The organism is Haladaptatus sp. CMAA 1909, assembly GCF_043952005.1.
Classification (GTDB): domain Archaea; phylum Halobacteriota; class Halobacteria; order Halobacteriales; family Haladaptataceae; genus Haladaptatus.
Map to the genome: position 1 here is coordinate 604,025 of NZ_JBIOAV010000001.1, position 16,675 is coordinate 620,699.

The following is a 16,675-nucleotide window of genomic DNA, read 5'->3' on the forward strand; positions in this document are numbered from 1 at the left end:
CGATGGGACAACCTCTCTGGGAGCGGCTTCCAACGGACCCGGACCTCGAAGGTGACCTCGGCTACGAGATCGACGAATGGGACGTCATCCGCGCCCGTCGGGACGGCCGTGGCCGTCTCATGTTCCTTCCGAAGGACAGCGAGATGCTCCGCGACGATGCGTTCATCCTCGCCGACCCGGACGCCGTTTGCAACGTCGAAAACAGACAGTAAGCGGCGCTCTTCATTGCCCTTCTGCACGCCGCAGTTCCGGCGGTAATCCCTGTACGGTTCGGCGTCGGTAGTAGAGATACTGACCGATGGCCGAAACGCCGTACACGATGAGGATGATTATGGCAGTGGCGATGCCGGAAATCAGCGCGAACGGGTACACGTTGAACCAAACGCCGATGACGAGGAGGATGCTCCCGATAGAGAGGGCGAGGTAGTACCTGTCCCACGGAAGCGCGGGTCTGGAGACGTCCCCGAGGTACGTGTCGAGTTCGCGTGCGCGTCGAGAGAGCGAAATCGTCCCCTCGTCGCGGTCGTACTCGACGATACCCGCGTCATCGAGTTTCGGGAGATGGGTCTGATAGAGCGAGATGTAGACGCGCTTTCGCTGCTCGCTCGTCAAGCTGGACAGCGTGGTCTGGTTTTCCCACACCGCCACTTGGTCGGTCAGGTCCGAAAGTTCGACGAGACCTCCCTCCCGACGCAAGTAGTAGAGCGCGTAGCGCCGCCGTGGACTCTTGAGAACCTCGAACACTTGGTCCTGTGAGAGTCCGGAACTAGCCATTGTGTGAAGACAGCAGTTGCTCGCTCATCGAAACCAATACACCTCCGTTCGCGTACGTGACCACCCTGTAGTCACGGATGCCACCACCGCATACACCGGCAATCACCGCTTCCCCACTTTGTTACCACGGTGCTGTTTCGGGGTAGTGTCGCCATACAGTTCGTCTATCCGTTGATACCGACCGTTCCCGACAGGATAACGTCGATTTCGGCGCCGTAAGGCCTCGTGGAAGGGCTAGTCCCGAACTACCTGCCGCCAAGGAGCGTATAACAAAGAGGACAGGTAGAGCATGCAGGATAACGCCCTTCCGTCGCCTGCGTGGCGGAATCGGGCGAATTCACGAACTAACCTATGAACTCACTACCATCCACTGACACGCCCTGTGATTCGTGTCTCCGCTGGGGTGGTCGCCCGTGACCGAACAACGGAGTCACGACCGGACCGGCCACTCCGAAACGACGGTTGGATACGCCTATTCGGACGATTCCGCGCCTCCGGTCATCGGCGACGACGCGACCATCCGTTCGGGAACGGTCATTTACGACGACGTGACCATCGGCGACGACTTTACGACCGGCCACGGTGCGCTCGTCCGGGAGGAGACCACCATCGGCGACGACGTTATCGTCGGCACAAACGCGGTTATCGACGGCCAAACGACCATCGGCTCGAACGTGAGCATGCAGACGAACGTCTACATCCCGACGAATACCACCATCGGCGACCGAGTGTTCGTCGGCCCGGCGGCCACGTTCACGAACGACCCGTACCCGATTCGACAGTCGAGCGACCTTGAAGGTCCGACGCTCGAAGACGACGTTTCCATCGGGGCGAACGCGACCCTCCTTCCCGGAGTCACGGTCGGTAGCGGGGCGTTCGTCGCCGCCGGTGCGGTCGTGACCGACGATGTCCCGCCGGAGACGCTTGCGGTCGGCGCACCCGCGGAGATCCGACCGCTTCCCGAGTCGCTCGGCGGAGGGAACGAACTGTGATACCCATCGCCGACCCGAAACTGGGCGAGGAAGAGATCGAAGCGACCACCGCCTGCCTCGAAGAGGGACAGCTCGCGGACGGGCCGGAGGTCCGGCAGTTCGAAGACGAGTTCGCGGCCTTCTGTGGCACCGAGTTCGGCGTCGCCACGAGCAACGGAACGACGGCCCTCCACGCCGCCTTCGAGGCGCTCGACATCGGGCCGGGCGACCGGGTGGTAACGTCGCCCTTCTCGTTCGTCGCCAGCGCCAACGCGATTCGGCTGGCCGGTGCGGAACCGGTCTTCGCCGACATCGACCCGGAGACGTACACGCTCGACACCTACGCGACCGAGCAGGCCGTGCGGGAACACGAGGCCGACGCGATTCTCGCGGTCCACCTGTACGGACTGCCCTCGGAGATGAGCCACTTGCAGGACATCGCCGATACACACGACGTCGCGCTCGTCGAGGACGCCGCACAGGCACACGGTGCCGAATACGACGGTCGGACCGTCGGGTCGTTCGGCGACGCGGCGTGTTTCTCCTTCTACCCGACGAAGAACATGACGACGGGTGAGGGAGGAATGGTGACGACCGACCGTCGGGACGTCGCCGAGCGCGCCGCGAGTTACGTCAACCACGGCCGCACGGCGAGCGGCGGATACGACCACGTTCGCCTCGGCCACAACTTCCGGATGACCAGCATGGCCGCGGCCATCGGCCGCGTACAGTTGTCGCGCCTGCCGAAGTACAACGAGGCGCGGCGCGCCAACGCGGCGTATCTCACCGACCGACTCCGGGACGCGGCGGTCAAGCCGCCCATCGAACCGGACGCCTGTCGGCACGTCTACCACCAGTACACGATTCGTGCCGAGGACCGGGACGGCCTCCGGGAGCACCTCGAATCGGAAGGCGTCGGGACGGGTATCTACTACTCGACGCCGATTCACGAACAACCAGCGTACGACCACGTCGACCACGAGGCTCCGATTTCGGAGCAGGTAGCCGAGAACGTCCTCTCGCTGCCCGTCCATCCCGGACTGTCGGGGGACGACGTGCGAACCATCGCATCAGCCATCACAAGTTATGAGTGAACCAACGAACGCAGTCGTCATCGGCGTCGGAAGCATGGGCCGCCATCACGCCCGCGTCTACAGCGAACTCCCCGAGGTGAACCTCGTCGGGATTCACGACGTGGACGAGGAGAACGCGGCGGAGGTCGCCCGAAATCACGGGACGCAAGCGATCGACATGGAGACGGCCATCGAAAACGCGGACGTCGCCTCCATCGCCGTTCCGACACCGTACCACTACGAAACCGCGAAACAGTGCATCGACGGCGGCGTTCACGTCCTCGTCGAGAAACCGTTCGTCGCCGACCCCGACGAGGGGTTGGACCTGATTTCGCGCGCGGAGAAGGCGGACGTGACGATTCAGGTCGGGCACATAGAGCGATTCAACCCGGCGATTCGAACGCTCTCGGAGATCGTCTCCGAACTCGACATCATCGCCATCGACGCACAGAGACTCGGCCCGCCGCCGGAGGGACGCGCGGTGGACGTGAGCGCCGTGATGGACCTGATGATTCACGACATCGACGTCCTCCTGTCGCTCGTGGACGACGATATCACGTCGGTCACCGCGGTCGGCACGCGGGACAACCGCTACGCCAGTGCGAGCATCGAGTTCGACGACGGCGTCGTCGCCGGACTCACAGCGAGTCGGGTGACACAGGAGAAGGTCAGAAAGCTCTCGATCACCGCGGCGGAGTGCCGGGTGAACGTCGATTACACCAACCAGTCCGTCGAGATTCACCGTCACTCCATGCCGGAGTACATCGAGGACAACGGCGACCTTCGCTACCGCCACGAGAGCATCATCGAGCGTCCGACCGTCGAGAACGGCGAACCGCTGAAGAACGAACTCCGCTCGTTCGTCCGGAGCGCGAGAAACGGCTCGACGCCCGTCGTCACGGGCGAGGACGGCCTTCGAGTTCTCGAAGTCGCGCGGAAAATTGACGGGTTGGCGTCCGGGCCGAAAGAGCGGGAGGTGCATCTCGGGTGAGCCTGCGAGAGCAGACCACTCTCTACGCGAACGACGCGACGAACGCGGAACAGCGCGAAGCGTTCCTCTCCGGCGACGTTCCGGTCGCGGTGTACGGCCTCGGAAAGATGGGCCTGCCGCTCGCGGCGGTGTACGCCGACACCTGCGGGAACGTCGTCGGCGCGGACGTCGACCCGGACGTGGTGGCGGCGATCAATCGCGGCGACTGTCATGTCCAGCGTGAACCGGGTCTGGACGAACTCGTTTCCGAAACGGTGGCCGACGGCGCGCTTCGCGCGGTCGAGTCGCCGACCGAGGCGGCGGGGGACGCGGCGATCCACGTCGCCATCGTCCCGACGCCGATAACGGACAGCGACGAACCCGACCTCGCCATCCTCCAATCCGTGATGGAGAGCATCGCGGCGGGACTCTCCCCCGGCGACCTCGTGGTCGTCGAGTGCACGGTTCCGCCGCGAACGACTCGGGACGTGCTGCTCCCGATGCTGGAACGCGAAAGTGACCTCGCGCGCGAGGAGTTCGGCGTCGCGGTCTGTCCGGAACGCACGTCCAGCGGACGCGCGTTGCAGGACATCCGCGGGGCCTACCCGAAGGTGGTCGGCGGCGTGGACGACGAGAGCGCGCGCGTCGCGGAACTCATCTACGGCGAACTCACCGACAACGACGTCATCGCGGTGCGGGACGCGACCACCGCGGAGGCCGTGAAGGTGTTCGAGGGCGTCTACCGCGACGTCAACATCGCGTTAGCGAACGAACTCGCCAAAATCGCCGACGCGGCCGAAATCAGCGTCAACGAGGCCATCGAGACGGCGAACACCCAACCGTTCTGTGACATCCACAGGCCGGGACCGGGCGTCGGCGGTCACTGTATCCCGTACTATCCGTACTTCCTCATCCGGCAGTTCGACGAGGAGTTCCCGCTGTTGACTACCGCGCGCGAGGTGAACGATTCGATGCCCGCGTTCACGGTGGAAAAGGTCGAGTCCATGCTCTCCGAGGAGGGGAAATCGCTCGCGGATTCGCGGGTGCTCGTCCTCGGCCTGACGTACCGTCCCGGCGTCGAGGAGACGCGGGCGGCCCCGGCTCGACCCATCTGTGCCGACCTGACCGAACGCGGCGCGAACACGTTCGCGGTGGACCCGGTGCTCCCCGACGCCGACGGCTTCGAGGCGACGAAACTGCCGCTCGAATCGCTTTCCGACTACGACTTCGACGCGGCGGTGCTGGTGACGAACCACGACGAGTTCGCGGACATCGACTGGGACGGGTTCGAACCGATGGCCGTCGTGGACGGTCGAAACTGTCTCGACCTCTCGTGGACCGACCACCGCGTCTACACCATCGGAGGTGACTGAATGTACGAGGGAAACACCGTCGCGGTGGTCGTTCCGGCGTACGACGAGGAGGGATTGGTCGGTCGGGTCATCGACACCGTCCCCGACTTCGTCGATAGGGTGTACGCCGTCGACGACTGCTCGACGGACGGAACGTGGGAGGAGATTTGCTCCCACGCCCAGCACGCCGACCCGGTCGCGGACGGCGGGGCGATGGGCGACGGACGGATGACGTTCGACCAGCGCGTCGTGCCGATTCGCCACACGGAAAACCGCGGCGTCGGCGCGGCCATCAAGACCGGGTACTGTCGCGCCCACGAGGAGAACATCGACGTGACGGCGGTGATGGCCGGGGACGGACAGATGCGCCCGGAGATGCTGGAACGGATCATCCAACCGATCGTCGATGGCCGGGCCGATTACGCGAAGGGGAACCGCCTTTCGACGCCGGGATTCCGCGAGGGGATGTCGGCGTGGCGGAGTTTCGGCAACTGGCTTCTCACCTTCCTCACGAAGGTCGCGAGCGGTTACTGGGGGATGGTGGACCCGCAGAACGGGTACACCGCGATTTCGGGGCGGGCGCTCTCGAACCTCGACATCGAGGACGTGTACGACGATTACGGCTTCGCCAACGCCCTGTTGGTTCGCCTGAACGTCCATGGCATGCGGGTCGCCGACGTGACGATGCCCGCCGTCTACGGCGACGAGCAAAGCACGATTCGCTACTCGACGTTCATCCCGAAGCTTTCGGCGCTGTTGCTGTGGAGCTTCCTCTGGCGTTTGAAGACGAAGTATCTGGTCCGCGACTTCCATCCGCTCGCGTTCCTCTACGGACTCGGGACGCTCGGAACCGCCGCCGGGGTGCTCTCGCTCGCTCGCCGCAAGCGGGAGTCGAGCGACGGTCTCACCGCGGTGCTGCTCGGCGGCATCTGTCTCGTGCTGGCGATGACCTTCGACAGGGAGGAGAACGCGGACCTGGAGGTGGACTGCGAATGAAGGTACTGACCGTCGTCGGCGCGCGTCCGCAGTTCGTCAAGGCCGCCGCCGTCTCCCGGGTCCTCCGCGTAGACCACGAGGAGGTCCTCGTCCACACCGGGCAACACTACGACGAGGACATGTCGGACGTGTTCTTCGAGGAACTGTCAATCCCGTTCCCGGATACCAACCTCGGCGTCGGGTCCGACACGCACGGCAGACAGACCGGCGCGATGCTCTCCGGGTTGGAGGCCGAAATCGAGGCCGAAGAACCGGACGCGGTGCTCGTTTACGGCGACACAAACTCCACGCTCGCGGCGGCCATCGCTACCTCGAAGATGGACCCGCCGCTGGCCCACGTCGAGGCCGGCATGCGAAGCGGGAGCGAGATTCCCGAGGAGACGAACCGCGTCCTCACCGACCACGCCGCGGACCTGCTGTTCGTCCCCTCCACCGACGCCGCCGCCAACCTCGCGCGCGAGGGAATCACCGAGGGCGTCCACAACAGCGGCGACGTGGGGTACGATGCGCTCCTCTGGGCCCGCGAACGGGCCGACAGGAGCATCCTCTCCGAGTTCGACGTGGACGGCAGGGAGTTCGTCCTCGCAACCGTTCACCGGGACACGAACGCGGACGACCCCGACAACTTGGAGGCGATCGTGGACGCGTTGGTTTCGGACCCGCGTCCCGTCGTCCTCCCGGCCCATCCCAGAACGGTCGCCCGACTGGAGGAGTTCGACCTCTACGGCCGAGCGGAGCGCGAACTGACGCTGACGGAACCCGTCGGCTACCGGCAGTTCGTCCCCCTCCTGGACGCCGCGACGGCCGTCGCCACCGATTCGGGCGGCGTCCAGAAGGAGGCGTTCTTCCTCGACACGCCGTGTGTCACGCTCCGTGACGAGACCGAGTGGGTCGAGACGGTGGAGAGCGGGTGGAACACGCTCGTCGGCGCGGACGAAGGGGCGATTCGAACCGCCCTCTCGAACGCGACGACGCCGACGGAGAAGCCAACACCCTACGGCGATGGAACCGCTGCTGAACGAATCGTGGAGGTGCTTTCCGATGTTACCCGGCTATGAATTCGAACTGTGTTTGACCCACGACGTGGATAGACCGTACAAGCGACTGCAGGCCCCGTACTACGCCCTCAAGGACCGAAATCCTGAACATCTCTCGGCGCTCGTGCCGGGCGTCAACCCGTGGTGGCAGTTCGAGGAGATAATGGAACTGGAGGAGTCGCTGGGCGTTCGGTCGGCGTTCTACTTCCTGCAGGAGGAGTCCATCTTCCAGAAGTCCCCGAACGAGTTGCTCAATCCGCGCTACTGGATAGAGCACCTCGGTCGGTACGACCTGTTCGACGCGGACATCCTCGACGTGCTTCACGAACTGGACGACGGCGGGTGGGAAGTCGGCCTCCACGGCTCTTACGACTCCTACGACGACCGCGATGCCCTCCGGGACCAGAAGACGGCGTTGGAGGCCGCCCTCGGTCACCGCGTTCGCGGCGGTCGGCAACACCACCTGAATCGCAGCGATTCGACCTGGGAACACCATCGCGACATCGGACTGAAGTACGACGCGAGCCTCGGGTCGAGTTCCGAGTACGGGTTCGACAACGGATACGGCGTACAGCGCCCGTTCGACGACGAGTTCCTCGTTTTCCCGCTCACGATGATGGACATCGCGGTGCCGGACCCCGGCGACGACTTCGAGACGGCGTGGAACGCCTGCGAGGAAGTGCTGGCCGAAGCGGCCGAAAACGACGCCGTGATGACCATCCTCTGGCATCCGCGGATGTTCGCCGACGAGTTCCGAGGCCACCGTCGCCTCTACCGCCGCATCATCGAGTCCGCGCTCGAACGCGGTGCGTGGGTCGGCCCGCCGGGTGAACTCGCGTCCCGTATCGGCACCGCTCCGCAAAACCGAACCGGAACGGCGAGCGTACACCGTCGATAGGCCGTTCTATTGTGCGGCCGATTCACATCTTTTCCCGCCCGTAGCGATGCCCTACCTGACCGCTTCCATTACCTTCTCGGCGACAGGCGGGGGATAACAAAGTGAAAACCACCGTTATCGACTGGCGAGACGACGAATGAGAGTCGAACGTCTAGATATTACAGAATGGGACGATGCACTCCCCAGCGACGGATTTGAGGTGTTTCACCGACCGGCGGCGCTCGCCGCGATAGACCACCACGCGCCGGGTGAACTCCACCTGTACGGGGGATTCAAGGGACAGCAAGCTATCGCTTTGCTCCCGATAGTCGTTCGGAACGGGCCGCTCGGAACCGTCGCGATGTCGCCGCCGCCGGGGATGGCGATTCCGCGACTGGGACCGATAGTGATGCCCACGAGTCCGAAACGGCGGAAACAGGAGAAGGTCAACCGGGAGTTCACCGAGACGGTACTCGACCGGATTCGAACCGACTACACGGGGCGACTCGCGCAGGTCGGTTTCGATTCGCCCATGGCAGAGCGCGTGGGCGAACAGATGGAATCCGGCCTGACCCTGTTTCGAATGCTCTGTGGGACCGCCTACGGCGACCCGCGCCCCTACCTGTGGGGCGACCTGAGCGTCGAACCCTACTTCACCTACGAACTTGACTTGGCATCGACCACGGCCGACGCCGTGAAGAAATCGTTCAGCAAGAGCCTCCGGCGGGAAATACGGGACGCCGAAGAACTCGACGTCACCGTCACGCGAGAGGGAATCGCGGGCGCACGGGACGTGTTCGAACACACCGTGGACCGCTACGACGAACAGGACGAATCCCTAGGGTTGTCGTGGAACTACGTCCGCGACCTCTGGGAAGGGCTCGGTGACGCCGCCCAGACCTACGTCGCCCGCGACGACGACGGGAACTACCTGACCGGCATCACCGCGCTCTATTCGAACGACGCGGCGTACTTCTGGCAGGGCGGTGCCCGCTCGGTGTACGAGGGAACGAGCGTGAACAGCCTCGTCCACTGGCGCATCATTCAGGATATCGTGGACGACCCACCAGTCGAATCGGTGACGACTTACGACCTGATGGGCGCGAACACGGAACGACTGTGCCGGTACAAGGCGAAGTTCGGCGCAGACCTCGTTCCCTACTACCTCGTCGAATCGAGCGGGACGACCATGAACGCCGCCAAACGAGCCTACCAGTTCGTCAGAGGATGAGATACCTGTTCTTTACAAACACGCCCGCACACGTCCACCTCTATCGGCACGCGATAGAGGCCCTACAGGAACGGGGCCACGACGTGCTCGTCCTGGGGCGTGATTACGGCTGTACCCGTGCCTTGCTGGAGTATCACGACCTCCCGCACGAAATCTACGGGAAGTGCGAGACGACGAAGTACTCGCTGTTCCGCGAACTGCCACAGCACTACTTCCGGATATTCCAGAAGACCCGCCGATACGACCCGGACCTCATCTTCGGCGTCGGGTCCTACGCCGCCCACGCCGGGGCGATATCGCGCACGCCGGTCGTCGTCGTCGCCGACTCGGAGCCGACGGGCATCGATCACCTCGCGTCCCGCCCGTTCGTGGACACGTTCCTCACGCCGCACTCGTTCGGCAAGGATCTCGGCGCGAACCACTACGAGTTCCACGGATTCAAGGAACTCGCCTACCTCCATCCCGACGTGTACGACCCCGACCCGACGATTCGAAGCCGACTCGGGGTCGAACCGGACGAAGACTACGCAATCGTGCGGTTCAACGCCTTCGGGTCACACCACGACGTGGGACACTCGGGCTTCTCGCTCGAAAAGCGCCGGAAACTCGTCTCCGCGCTCTCCGAACACGCGACGGTGTTCGTCTCCGACGAGGGCGGCAATCCCGCTCCCGGCGAGTCGCACGAGTTCGACCTCCACCCAGCCCTGCTCCACGACGCGCTGGCGGAGGCCTCGCTGTTAGTCGCGGACACGCAGACGATGGTGACGGAGGCGGCCCTGCTGGGCACGCCCGCGATTCGTTCGAACTCCTTCGTCGGCGAGTCGGACATGGGTAACTTCGTCGAACTCGAACGCGAGGGCCTCATCCACAACTACCGCGACTTCGAGGACGTGTTGTCGAAGTCCCTCTCCCTCCTCGCGGACGATTCGGCGAAAGCACGACTCCGCAAACGACGGGACGAGTATCTGTCGAACATGGTGAACCTCACCGACGTCATCGTGGACGTGGCGACGACGGCGGTGGTTCCGACGGAGCGAATCGAGCGAACGGTCGCGGTGACCCACCGGTAGCAAACCCGACTTTTTCGGTACGACCCACCTGTCTCCGGGAAAGAGGTGGATAACAAAGGCCGACTCGGCCATCGAATTCGGCAACGTGTCGAGAGGAGCTTCACAAGCGAGGACTGGCATCCAGCAGGATTCACTGCGGGTACTGAACCTCGTGACGAACACAGACGCCCGCTTTTATAACGAACAACTGCGGGTTCTCGCGAAGCGCGGCGTCCGCGGAGAGACACTCGCCCCACCGGGAACCCACCGTGCCCGACAGTCGGTCACGAAACGAACACCGCGGGATTACCTGCGGTTCTTCCCGACGGTCATCCGGAACTCGCTCGACGATTACGACCTGATTCATGCGAACTACGGGTTGACCGCGCCGATGGCGCTGGCACAACTCCGACTGCCCGTCGTCCTCTCGCTGTGGGGGTCGGACCTCCTCGGCGAGTACGGATGGTTGAGCAAACTCTGTGCTCGCCACTGCGATGCGGTCATCGTCATGTCGGACCACATGGCGGCCGAACTCGACATCCAGTGCCACGTCATCCCGCACGGAATCAACCTCTCGCGGTTCGCCCCGCAACCGAAAGCGGAAGCCCGAGAAACCGTCGGCTGGGACTCGCGGGCGAAACACGTCCTCTTTCCCTACCCGCCGACGCGGGAGGTAAAGGACTTCCCGCGAGCGGAGCGGGTGGTCACGGCTGCGGGCCAGCAGGTCGAGGGGTCCGTCGAACTTCAGAGCGTGTACGGGGTTTCCCACGACGAGATGTCCACCTACTACAACGCGGCGGACGTGCTCCTCCTTCCCTCGAAGAGTGAGGGGTCGCCGAACTCCGTCAAGGAGGCGATGGCCTGTAACGTGCCGGTCGTCACGACCGACGTCGGCGACGTGGAAGAACGCCTCGCCGACGTCTCGCCGTCCCACGTCTGTCGGTCCGACGACGAGCTCGTCTCCGGACTGGTGGACGTTCTCTCCTCCCCGCGCCGCTCGAACGGCCGGGAGAACGTCCAGGACATCAGCCTCACACGTATGGGTGAACGAATCCACGCAGTCTACGAATCCGTCGTCTGATGCGCATCATCATCACCATCCAGCACCCCGCTCACGTACACTTCTTCCGAGGAATAATCGATATGCTCCAGCAGCGCGGGCACGAGGTGTTCGTCTTCGCCCGCGACAAGGACATCGCGTTGTCCCTCCTCGAAGAGTACGACATCGACCACACCGTCCTCGCCGGGTCAGCGAACTCGATAACCGAACTCGCGCGAGTACAGGCGACCTACGAAGCCAAACTGCTCCGCGAAGCGATTCGCATCCGCCCGGACGTGATGACCGCCATCGGCGGCGTCGCCGTCTCGCACGTCGCACCGCTGGTCGGCGCGCGAAGCGTCGTCTGGATCGACAACGAGGGCGTCCAGTCCCATCGAATTACGACGCCGCTCGCGCACATCATCTGTACGCCGAAGCGGTTCCGAGACGATTACGGCGACGGCCACGTCCGCTACGACGGGTTCCACGAACTCGCCTACCTGCATCCCGACCGGTTTTCGCCCGACCCGGATCGGCTCAGGGAATACGGTGTCGAACCGACGGACCCGTACTATTTCGTCCGATTTCGGGAGTGGTCGGCCCTGCACGACGTGGGCGAGGCGGGATTCTGTCACGAGGCCAAGCGTGACCTCGTTTCCTTCCTCGACGAACACGGCGAGGTGTACGTTTCGAGCGAGTCCGACCTCCCCGAGGAGTTCGCGCCCCATCGGCTTCCCGTGCCGCCCCACCTCGTCCACGACCTCCTCGCGTACGCGAACCTCTACGTCGGCGATTCGGCGACGATGGCGACCGAGGCGGCCGTTCTCGGCACCCCGTCGGTACGCGCACAGTCGTTCGCTGGTCGGGACGACATGACGAACTTCCTCGAACTGGCGGAGTACGGACTGCTTTACTCGACGGCCGACGAGTGGAAAGCGGTCGAGAAGGCGAAGTCGCTCGTGCAAACGGCGGACCGAGAAACGTTCCGTCGCCGTCGGGACCGACTGCTCGCGGACAAGATCGACGTCACGAGGTTCGCCACCGACCTCCTCGTCCGCGCCGGGACGGATCAGGCGGTCTATAACAAAGGGTGACTCCGGCGACGCTGGTGACGATTGAATGGCACGCACGTATGCACACCGACCGGAAAAGGTGGCACTCGTTCTCGGGTTCTGTGCGCTCGCCGTCGGCGTGTTCCTCGCACACGACTCGCCGGCACCGGGCTACGAACTCTCGATTTACCGAGCGACGCCGCTCCTCTTCTGGGCCGGCGCGGGAATCGCGCTCCTCCTCGGAATCGGGGTCGCGCTGTCCGCACCCGACTGGTATCGTTCGCTTGCGCTCGTTCTGGGCGGGACCACCGTCCTCTCGATTGCGTCGCTCCCGCTCATCAGGGGCTATCACTTCTACGGCCCGGGCGACTCGCTGACGCACCTCGGCTGGACGAAGGACATCGTTTCGGGCGCGATGCCGGCCTACGACCTGCTCTATCCCGGAACGCACACGATCGCCATCGTCGTCCACGAAGCGACCGGGATTCCGCTCCCGCGAGCCATGCTCGTGATGGTTTCCGCGTTCGTCCTCGTCTATCTCCTGTTCGTCCCCTTCGCCGTGCGCGTCGTCGTGGACGACGACCGAGCGGTGACGTACGCGGCGCTCTCGGGATTCATGTTGCTCCCGATAAACGCCATCAGCGTCTTCGTCATGCCGCATCCGACCTCGCAGGCGATACTGTTCCTCCCGCTGGTCATCTACCTCGTGGCGAAGTACGTCACCGCGACGAACCCCCGCGGGGTTCCGCTGCTCGGGACCGGGGCGGGCGCCCTCCTCGCGCTATCGTCGATGGCCATCGTGTTCGTCCATCCACAGCAGGCCGCAAACGTCATCCTGTTGTTCGGCGGCGTCGTCGTCGTCCAATTCGTCTATCGATTGTTCCGCGACGAACACGCCATCGCCCGCCATCGACCGATGTACACACAGACGTTCTTCCTCTCGGCGATTTTCCTCGCGTGGTCCCCGTTCCACCGGCGTTCGGGCGGGGCGGTCAAATCGCTCATCAGCAGCCTTCTCTCGGACCCGACCGCGGGTGCGGACTCCGCCCACGCGGCCGCAAGCCTCTCGCAACTCGGGGGAAGCATCAAACTGCTGTTCCTGAAACTCTTCCTCGTCAGCTTCCTCTTCCTGGTTATCGCGGGCTTCTTCATGCTCGCCGGCCTGCTCAACCGCGTCCGTGGAACCGATACGAGCGCGTTCAGCAAGTACATCGCCGTGGGAACGTTCCCGTTGGGTGTTCTCTTCGTGGCCTTCCTCATCGCCAGTTACGGCCAGTTCCACTTCCGCGTCCTCGGGTTCATGATGGTCCCCGTCACGATACTCGGCGGGGTGGCCCTCGCGCGCGTCGTGGATTGGCTCGGGGGAAAACTCTCCTTTCGGCCCGACGGGGCGCTCGCCGGAATCGCGGCGGTGCTGTTCGCCGTCATGCTGGTTCTCTCCCTCTTGACGGTATTCCACTCGCCGTACATGTACCAGCCGTCCGGGGACGTCTCCAACGCAGAAATGTCCGGCTTCTCGACGGCGCTCTCCCAGCGCGGCGAGACGACGTTCACCGGACTTCGGGCCCCGGGCGAACGGTACTCGGACGCGATTCTCGGCTTCGAGCGGAGCAGAAGCGCCGACTTCCGGGGACAGGGTATTTACGGCAACTACAACGCCACGGGGGAGAACTTCACCGCGGGCCGGTTGAAGCAGGTCTTCGACGGGCCGCGCTACCTGCCGATAACCGAAGCGGCGAGGGAGCGCGAACTGGCGGTGTATCGCGGGCTTCGGTTTCCGAAACGCGGGTTCAGAACGTTGGAGAGTCGCCCCGGCGTGAACCGGGTGCAGTCCGGCGGCGGGTTCGACCTCTACTACATCAGATGACACATCAACGACACAACCTCATCCGATAATGGACGCAAAATCATTCGCACGTGGATTCAAGGCATCGTTGGGCGCTCGCGCGGTTCACATGGGTGCGACCGGGTTGTTGGTTCTCCTCCTCACCCGGTTCCTGCTCACGCCGACCCAGTACGGTATCCTCGGGAGCGCGCTCGCAGTGTTCGGCGTCGCGGGACTGTTCGCCGACCTCGGCACCTCGAAATCCGCGGCCCGGTACGTCACCGAATACAAGGAACGCGACCCGGGGCAGGTTCCCTACGTACTCCGTGCCGCGCTGACCTACCGGGTCATCGCCGTCGTCCTCGTGGCCGGGGTGTTCGCCGTCTTTTCGGGGTCCATCGCCCGCCTCGTCAATCAACCCGAACTCGCCCCGCTGATGATCTTCGGCGCGGGGTACATCGCGTGTTACTCGCTTTCGACGTTCGCCGTCGTCGTGTTCCAGGGCTTCAACCGGGTGACGTGGAGCGCGGTGACGAGAGCGACGGGAAGCGTGAGCCTCCTCGTTTTCGTCGTCGTCGGCGTCCTCGTCTTCGGTGGCGCTGAGGGGGCACTCTTCGGGTACGTCGTGAGCTATGCGGTGGCCACGGTCGTCGGGTTGGGCGTCCTCTACTGGAAGTTCTATGCGCCCAGCGATGCCGCCGACGAGTCCGAGGACGGACTCGCCAACCGCGTTCTCAAGTACAGCATTCCGCTCACGGCGACGCAAGGGGCGAACGTCCTCGACAAGCGCATCGACACCATCCTCGTCGGGGCCATCAAGGGCCCGCTGGCGGTGAGCCACTACTATCTCGCCAAGAACATCGCCACGTTCATTCAGGCTCCGGCGGCCTCCCTCGGGTTCACCATTTCGCCGACCTACGGCGAGCAGAAGGCGGAGGACGCACGGAACGCCGCCGCCAGCCTCTACGAGACCACGTTTCGGCACACGCTCCTCCTCTACGTCCCCGCCGCCGCCGGACTGATACTCGTCGCCGGTCCGGCCGTGACGCTGATCTTCGGCAGTAAGTACGCCGGGGCAGTCCCCGTCGTGCAGGTGTTCTCCGGGTACGTCGTCCTCGAAGCGGTGACGCTCATCACCAGCGACGCGCTCGACTACCTCGGACGGGCACAGGAGCGGGCGTGGGCCAAGGGCGCGACGTCGGCGGCGAACTTCGCCCTCAACCTCGTCCTCATCCCCTCGATGGGGGCGGTCGGCGCGGCGTGGGCCACCGTCGCCACTCACTCGGTGTACGTGCTGGTCAACCTCTACGTCGTTCACCACGAACTCGAACTGTCCGTCGCCCGTCTGCTCCGCCACGTCGCCTTCGTCTTCGGCATCACGCTCGCTATGTCCGCCGTCGTCTTCGTCGCCCTCCAGTTCACGTCGGGACCGTTCTCGCTCGTCGGCGTGGTGCTGCTCGGCGGTGCGGTCTGGGCCGGACTCGCCACGGTGAGCGGTCTTCTCGACGTCCGCCGCGTCGTCTCCGTGCTGGGTTCCTGAACCGGACCGCCCGTGTCCGATGGGCGTCCTTTTCTCACCGTTTTCAGCCCGCTCATTGCCCCTTGTTCGTCTTCATCCCGGGTCACGACCTATATCACCAGCGTTCGCCGACGACGGACGTGAGCGGCTCACGCGGTTCCGAGCATCGATTTCTCCTCGTCGGCCACGTCCATCAGTTCGAGCCGTCGTCTGCTGCCGGAACTGAAACGATGGAAAATCGGGGTCGGACCGGACCGCTCGTCGTCGACGGCGACTCCTTCCAGTGTGGACTGGTCGTCACGACGGCGTCAGTGGCTCCCGTGACGAGACTCCTTCCCTGCGGGTTTTCGCTCGGTATTCCGGTTCGAATCGGAACCCGATGAACTGCCACGGGATTGAACGGGAGTTGCGTACGGGTTTCACTCCTCACGTTCGTTCGTCGCAAAAGCGGACGGGGCGGGATTCGAACCGGACCCAGCGGTTCCTGCTCGTCTCACTCGCGTTCGACTGCGCGGGCGTGCCGCTGGCAGGATTCGAATCTCCGGGTTGGTCGTCACTCTTCACAAAAGCGAAAGGGGCGGGATTCGAACCACGTCAAGACGGTCGCTCACATCCGTTCGCGCTGCGTCTTCCCTACTTCGAATCGCCGCGTTCGATTTTTCTCCTCACGTCCGTTCGTCGCAAAAGCGAAAGGGGCGGGATTCGAACCAAACCAAGACATTCCGGGCATGCGGCCTTCGGCCGTTCCGGGCTGTGACTTGTCCAATTCGAATCCCTGTCTCGTTTTCACTCCTCACGTCCGTTCGTCGCGAAAACGGAAGGGGCGGGATTCGAACCACGCGAAGCCTATCAAGCTCCCACCGACGAGTCGGTGGTGCTCTACCACTGAGCCACCCTTCCTCATCCACAC

At 64.2% G+C, this 16,675-nt stretch carries 16 protein-coding genes and 1 tRNA gene; 15 read left to right on the top strand and 2 right to left on the bottom strand.

Going from position 1 to position 16,675, the window contains the following annotated elements; translation table 11 throughout:
- Positions 1-2: 2 nt before the first annotated feature.
- Positions 3-212, top strand: a complete 210-nt coding sequence (locus ACGYLY_RS03305) for a hypothetical protein (RefSeq protein ID WP_395282992.1) — start codon at positions 3-5, stop codon at positions 210-212.
- A gap of 10 nt (positions 213-222) precedes the next feature.
- On the opposite strand, the gene ACGYLY_RS03310 is transcribed toward ACGYLY_RS03305, so the two are convergent.
- Positions 223-774, bottom strand: a complete 552-nt coding sequence (locus ACGYLY_RS03310; protein WP_395282991.1) for a hypothetical protein — start codon at positions 772-774, stop codon at positions 223-225.
- A 413-nt stretch (positions 775-1,187) separates the two neighbouring features.
- Between ACGYLY_RS03310 and ACGYLY_RS03315 the strand changes: the two genes are divergently transcribed.
- The 14 genes from ACGYLY_RS03315 (at position 1,188) to ACGYLY_RS03380 (ending at position 16,148) form a co-directional block, all read left to right on the top strand.
- Positions 1,188-1,766, top strand: coding sequence for an acyltransferase (locus ACGYLY_RS03315; RefSeq protein ID WP_395282990.1), 579 nt, complete (start codon positions 1,188-1,190; stop codon positions 1,764-1,766).
- On the top strand, positions 1,763-2,839 hold the full coding sequence (locus ACGYLY_RS03320; RefSeq protein WP_395282989.1) for a DegT/DnrJ/EryC1/StrS family aminotransferase: 1,077 nt from the start codon (positions 1,763-1,765) through the stop codon (positions 2,837-2,839). Before ACGYLY_RS03315 ends, ACGYLY_RS03320 begins: the two co-directional genes overlap by 4 nt.
- Positions 2,832-3,809, top strand: a complete 978-nt coding sequence (locus ACGYLY_RS03325) for a Gfo/Idh/MocA family oxidoreductase (RefSeq protein ID WP_395282988.1) — start codon at positions 2,832-2,834, stop codon at positions 3,807-3,809. The genes ACGYLY_RS03320 and ACGYLY_RS03325 overlap by 8 nt, the downstream gene beginning before the upstream one ends.
- On the top strand, positions 3,806-5,161 hold the full coding sequence (locus tag ACGYLY_RS03330) for a nucleotide sugar dehydrogenase (RefSeq protein WP_395282987.1): 1,356 nt from the start codon (positions 3,806-3,808) through the stop codon (positions 5,159-5,161). The genes ACGYLY_RS03325 and ACGYLY_RS03330 overlap by 4 nt, the downstream gene beginning before the upstream one ends.
- Complete coding sequence (locus ACGYLY_RS03335) at positions 5,162-6,136, top strand: glycosyltransferase family 2 protein (RefSeq protein WP_395282986.1); 975 nt, start codon at positions 5,162-5,164, stop codon at positions 6,134-6,136.
- Complete coding sequence (gene wecB / locus ACGYLY_RS03340; RefSeq protein ID WP_395282985.1) at positions 6,133-7,194, top strand: non-hydrolyzing UDP-N-acetylglucosamine 2-epimerase; 1,062 nt, start codon at positions 6,133-6,135, stop codon at positions 7,192-7,194. Before ACGYLY_RS03335 ends, wecB begins: the two co-directional genes overlap by 4 nt.
- A complete protein-coding gene (locus tag ACGYLY_RS03345) occupies positions 7,178-8,071 on the top strand; it encodes a polysaccharide deacetylase family protein (protein ID WP_395282984.1) in 894 nt (297 codons plus the stop codon). Before wecB ends, ACGYLY_RS03345 begins: the two co-directional genes overlap by 17 nt.
- Before the next feature lie 136 nt (positions 8,072-8,207).
- Positions 8,208-9,281 carry a GNAT family N-acetyltransferase gene (locus ACGYLY_RS03350; RefSeq protein ID WP_395282983.1) on the top strand — a complete coding sequence of 358 codons (1,074 nt, stop codon included), beginning with the start codon at positions 8,208-8,210 and terminating at the stop codon, positions 9,279-9,281.
- On the top strand, positions 9,278-10,351 hold the full coding sequence (locus ACGYLY_RS03355) for a hypothetical protein (RefSeq protein ID WP_395282982.1): 1,074 nt from the start codon (positions 9,278-9,280) through the stop codon (positions 10,349-10,351). The genes ACGYLY_RS03350 and ACGYLY_RS03355 overlap by 4 nt, the downstream gene beginning before the upstream one ends.
- A gap of 151 nt (positions 10,352-10,502) precedes the next feature.
- Complete coding sequence (locus tag ACGYLY_RS03360; protein ID WP_395282981.1) at positions 10,503-11,411, top strand: glycosyltransferase; 909 nt, start codon at positions 10,503-10,505, stop codon at positions 11,409-11,411.
- The gene (locus ACGYLY_RS03365; protein WP_395282980.1) at positions 11,411-12,463 is read left to right on the top strand and encodes a DUF354 domain-containing protein; all 1,053 of its coding nucleotides are present in this window, start codon (positions 11,411-11,413) and stop codon (positions 12,461-12,463) included. The genes ACGYLY_RS03360 and ACGYLY_RS03365 overlap by 1 nt, the downstream gene beginning before the upstream one ends.
- 25 nt (positions 12,464-12,488) lie before the next feature.
- A complete protein-coding gene (locus ACGYLY_RS03370; RefSeq protein ID WP_395282979.1) occupies positions 12,489-14,288 on the top strand; it encodes a hypothetical protein in 1,800 nt (599 codons plus the stop codon).
- Positions 14,289-14,316: 28 nt separating this feature from the next.
- On the top strand, positions 14,317-15,786 hold the full coding sequence (locus tag ACGYLY_RS03375) for an oligosaccharide flippase family protein (protein WP_395282978.1): 1,470 nt from the start codon (positions 14,317-14,319) through the stop codon (positions 15,784-15,786).
- A 119-nt stretch (positions 15,787-15,905) separates the two neighbouring features.
- Positions 15,906-16,148, top strand: a complete 243-nt coding sequence (locus ACGYLY_RS03380) for a hypothetical protein (RefSeq protein WP_395282977.1) — start codon at positions 15,906-15,908, stop codon at positions 16,146-16,148.
- A gap of 432 nt (positions 16,149-16,580) precedes the next feature.
- On the opposite strand, the gene ACGYLY_RS03385 is transcribed toward ACGYLY_RS03380, so the two are convergent.
- Positions 16,581-16,665, bottom strand: a tRNA-OTHER gene (locus ACGYLY_RS03385).
- Positions 16,666-16,675 lie beyond the last annotated feature (10 nt).

Bases quoted from the DNA above. Each gene is read 5' to 3' on its own strand.
- ACGYLY_RS03345 (WP_395282984.1), top strand. From the start codon at position 7,178: ATGTTACCCGGCTATGAATTCGAACTGTGTTTGACCCACGACGTGGAT.
- ACGYLY_RS03335 (WP_395282986.1), top strand. From the start codon at position 5,162: ATGTACGAGGGAAACACCGTCGCGGTGGTCGTTCCGGCGTACGACGAG.
- ACGYLY_RS03370 (WP_395282979.1), top strand. From the start codon at position 12,489: ATGGCACGCACGTATGCACACCGACCGGAAAAGGTGGCACTCGTTCTC.
- wecB (WP_395282985.1), top strand. From the start codon at position 6,133: ATGAAGGTACTGACCGTCGTCGGCGCGCGTCCGCAGTTCGTCAAGGCC.
- ACGYLY_RS03355 (WP_395282982.1), top strand. From the start codon at position 9,278: ATGAGATACCTGTTCTTTACAAACACGCCCGCACACGTCCACCTCTAT.
- ACGYLY_RS03365 (WP_395282980.1), top strand. From the start codon at position 11,411: ATGCGCATCATCATCACCATCCAGCACCCCGCTCACGTACACTTCTTC.
- ACGYLY_RS03375 (WP_395282978.1), top strand. From the start codon at position 14,317: ATGGACGCAAAATCATTCGCACGTGGATTCAAGGCATCGTTGGGCGCT.
- ACGYLY_RS03325 (WP_395282988.1), top strand. From the start codon at position 2,832: ATGAGTGAACCAACGAACGCAGTCGTCATCGGCGTCGGAAGCATGGGC.
- ACGYLY_RS03310 (WP_395282991.1), bottom strand. From the start codon at position 774: ATGGCTAGTTCCGGACTCTCACAGGACCAAGTGTTCGAGGTTCTCAAG.
- ACGYLY_RS03305 (WP_395282992.1), top strand. From the start codon at position 3: ATGGGACAACCTCTCTGGGAGCGGCTTCCAACGGACCCGGACCTCGAA.
- ACGYLY_RS03350 (WP_395282983.1), top strand. From the start codon at position 8,208: ATGAGAGTCGAACGTCTAGATATTACAGAATGGGACGATGCACTCCCC.